The following is a 3427-nucleotide window of genomic DNA, read 5'->3' on the forward strand; positions in this document are numbered from 1 at the left end:
GCAGGAATATGTTGCTTAGCGTATTATGTTGCGGAGTGCCCGTCATTGGTAGCCGGCCCGCCAACTGGCTAACCGGCAGTCAACATAATTTCCCAACGGCGCCAGATCGGCATGATTGCGTCTCCACCATCAAGGAGACACGACCATGTTTGAAGAACTCTTTGTCATTCCGGCATTCGTCAAAAAATATCAGACGGCGCCGCTCGCCGAGCAGCGAGCCCATTATCTGCGATGTCTCCAAAGGCTCGGGGCTCGCCGGAGCACCTTGCGCAGGGCTGCCAATGCTCAACTGAGCCTGATCCGGCTGTTGGATCTGCAGGAAGGCAGCACGGTGACCGTTCTGCAAGTCGAGGCTGCAGCCGCAATCTGGGCACGGCCGAAGGAACGTAGATGTAAGCGGGCGGCCTCGCTCAAAGTGTACGAGCGGTTCGTAAGCTTCGGGATACAGTGGCTCCGTTTCCTGGGATGGCTCGATGAACCCGTGACCTCCTGCCACCCGCACCATGCCGAAGCTACCATTTTTGAAGGGTGGCTGCGCGCAGAACGCGGTTTGTCCGAGGCAACAATTCAAAGCTACCGCCGGGCCGCCGATCATTTCTTTATCTGGCTGGCGGAGCGCGGCATCACGCTGAGCATCCTTCGGATGGTGGACGTAGATGCCGCCATTATGGCGGAGCGCAAACGCGGATGTTGGAACCGCCGGACGATACATGATTACGCCCAGCGTCTGAAGGCATTCTTTATATTTGCCGAAGCGCGCGGCTGGTGTCGGTCGGGATTAGCCGCGGGCATCATGGTACCGGGGTTCATGGCCGATGAGACGATACCGAAGGGTTTGCCGCGCGAGGATGTCTTGCGTCTGCTGGCTTCGGTCCAGGGCGACCGTCCGGTCGACAAACGCGACCGCGCGGTTCTGATGCTGTTTATCGCTTACGGACTGAGGGCGGGAGAAGTCGCCGGCCTGCAACTGGACGATCTGGATTGGGAGAATGAGCGGCTCCGTGTGCGCTGCCCGAAGCCTGGCCGGACCCATTTGTGGCCGCTGACGCAAAGCGTCGGCCAGGCCATTCTGAGCTACGTGCGGAATGCCCGGCCAACCGGCTTCGGGCGCAGCCTCTTCTTCACATCATGTGCGCCGATACGGCCGCTCGACAGAAAATCCCTGAGCGGGATCGTCGCCAGTCGCCTCGCAAATATTGGCATTATCGCCGGGCGGCGAGGCCCCCATGCGCTGCGGCACGCCGCAGCCCAGCATCTCCTAGACCAGGGCATATCGATGAAGGTAATCGGGGATTTTCTGGGGCACCGGGATCCATCCTCCACGGCAATTTACGCCAAGGTCAACCTCGCTGCGCTACGCGAGGTGGCGGCTCTCGATTTGGAGGGGTTGGCATGACACTGCGAGAAGCCATCGAACAATACATTGCCCTCCGGCAGGCGCATGGTGCGAAGTTCATCGGCAGCGCAAGCATCCTGCGTCGCTTTCTGAGATATGCCGACGGCGATGCCGCATGCGATGCTGTCACCACGGCGCATATCCTTTCTTTTTTGACTGGCAATGGGCAGCTGACGCGGCTGCGTGAGAACAAATATCACGCGCTGGCCGGATTTTGGCGTCATGCGATCGGCCGCGGCCATGCAAGCGCCTCACCAATGCCGGACAACGAGCCGAGGCCGCCAACCCGGACGCCGCCGCATATTTATGCGCGTGACGAACTGCGGAGGCTGTTCGACCGCGACACCATAGAAGCCAGCCGCGCGGGTGCAGTGCAGCTGGATGCCGATACATTCCGGATGCTTTTGCTGCTGTTGTATGGCGCCGGGTTGCGCGCCGGCGAAGCGATGAGTCTCACGCTGGCGGATGTCGAACTGCCAGCAGCCGTCCTGACAATACGTGCCACCAAGTTTTATAAAAGCCGGCTGGTTCCGCTCGGACCACACCTGGCGTCAATATTGGCGGATTATATGTCTCTGCGCCGCCCTGGCGTGGCAGCGTCAGATGAGGAATCCTTCCTGCTCGCAAATCGGGACGGAACGCGGCTTGCAAGCAGCACCGTTCAGGCGGCATTCGATGCCTTACGGCGCATCACCGGTGTCCATGGCAGAGCGGGTGGCCGGCTGTTCCCCAGGCTGCATGATTTCCGGCACAGTTTCGCGGTCCACAGCCTCACAGCATGGTATCGACAGGGCGCGGATGTGCAGAGATTGCTGCCCGTACTGTCCACCTATCTCGGCCATGCCGATCTAGAAGGCACCAAAATCTACCTGACGATGACACCGGAGCTGCTGCAGCAGGCATCATTGCGATTTGCATGCTATGCGCATGGAGGCCAGGATGCATGATCTCGTAACCCTCGGCCCATGGCTGCGGCGCTTCCTGTCCGAACATATCGTCACCGAGCGCAACCTGGCGCGGAACACGCGCTCCAGCTATCGGGATACATTCTCTTTGCTGCTACCGTTCATCAGCCGCAAATTGCGCAAGCCCGTGGACCGGCTGGCTGTGCGCGATCTCTCAACCCAGCATGTGCTGCAGTTCCTGGCACATCTGGAGGAGGACCGGGGATGTTCCGCCCGGACCCGTAACCAGCGCCTTGCCGCCATCAGGGCGTTTGCCCGTTTCATCGGCAGCCGGGACCCAGCCCATATCGAATGGTGCGGCCATATCCGGGCCATCGCATCCAAAAAATCCATGCAGCAGCCGGTCGGCTGGTTGGCTAGGCCAGAAATGGAGGCCATGCTCGCCGTGCCTGACCGGAAGACGCCGAGGGGGCGTGACGAATATGCGCTGCTGCTCTTTCTTTACAATACCGGGGCGCGCGTCTCCGAGGCCACGCAATTGAAGGTGCGTGATCTACAGCTTGAGCACGGCAACAGGGGGCATGATCTGGTCACCTTGCATGGAAAAGGTGGCAAGACACGCCAGTGCCCGCTTTGGCCGGAGACAAAAGCCGTGCTGGCCCAACGAGTGCTCGGCCGCGCGGCCGAAAATGCGGTCTTCGTGAGCAGGCTTGGAACGCCTTTCACGCGCTTTGGCGTCTATCGGCTGATCGAACGTTGTGCCGCCCGGGTGCCGGCGTTAGCTGGTAGAACGATAACCCCGCATGTGATCCGGCATACGACAGCCTGCCACCTCGTCCTTGCCGGCGTCGACATCAATACCGTCCGCGCCTGGCTCGGCCATGTCTCGATCAGCACCACCAATATCTATGCAGAGATCGACATAACACTCAAAGCCCAAGCTGTGGCACTCTGCGAGGTGGGGCAGCCTCAACTCGGCCGGTCATGGAAAAACGATAAAGACCTCATGGCCTTCCTCAAATCCTTGTGACGCAGGAGATTATGTTGCGGCGATCTGAGGTCATGTCAGGCCAAAAGGCATGGTCCGGAATTCCGCAACATAACACGCTAAGCAACATATTCCTGC

General features: G+C 60.1%; 3 protein-coding genes. All 3 read left to right on the forward strand.

The features are described from left to right. The first annotated feature begins 145 nt into the window (after positions 1 to 145). The 3 genes from MXAZACID_RS17100 to MXAZACID_RS17110 are packed head-to-tail and all read left to right on the forward strand — an operon-like array spanning position 146 to position 3331. Positions 146 to 1396, forward strand: a complete 1251-nt coding sequence (locus MXAZACID_RS17100) for a tyrosine-type recombinase/integrase (protein ID WP_008495806.1) — start codon at positions 146 to 148, stop codon at positions 1394 to 1396. Further along, a complete protein-coding gene (locus MXAZACID_RS17105) occupies positions 1393 to 2343 on the forward strand; it encodes a tyrosine-type recombinase/integrase (protein ID WP_008495807.1) in 951 nt (316 codons plus the stop codon). Before MXAZACID_RS17100 ends, MXAZACID_RS17105 begins: the two co-directional genes overlap by 4 nt. Further along, complete coding sequence (locus MXAZACID_RS17110; protein WP_039885781.1) at positions 2336 to 3331, forward strand: tyrosine-type recombinase/integrase; 996 nt, start codon at positions 2336 to 2338, stop codon at positions 3329 to 3331. The genes MXAZACID_RS17105 and MXAZACID_RS17110 overlap by 8 nt, the downstream gene beginning before the upstream one ends. Positions 3332 to 3427: the final 96 nt, after the last annotated feature.

Origin of the sequence: Acidocella sp. MX-AZ02, assembly GCF_000306035.1 — a bacterium.
Taxonomy (GTDB): domain Bacteria; phylum Pseudomonadota; class Alphaproteobacteria; order Acetobacterales; family Acetobacteraceae; genus Acidocella; species Acidocella facilis.

Coding starts and splice junctions, on each gene's coding strand:
- MXAZACID_RS17110 (WP_039885781.1), top strand. CDS start 2,336: ATGCATGATCTCGTAACCCTCGGCCCATGGCTGCGGCGCTTCCTGTCC.
- MXAZACID_RS17100 (WP_008495806.1), top strand. CDS start 146: ATGTTTGAAGAACTCTTTGTCATTCCGGCATTCGTCAAAAAATATCAG.
- MXAZACID_RS17105 (WP_008495807.1), top strand. CDS start 1,393: ATGACACTGCGAGAAGCCATCGAACAATACATTGCCCTCCGGCAGGCG.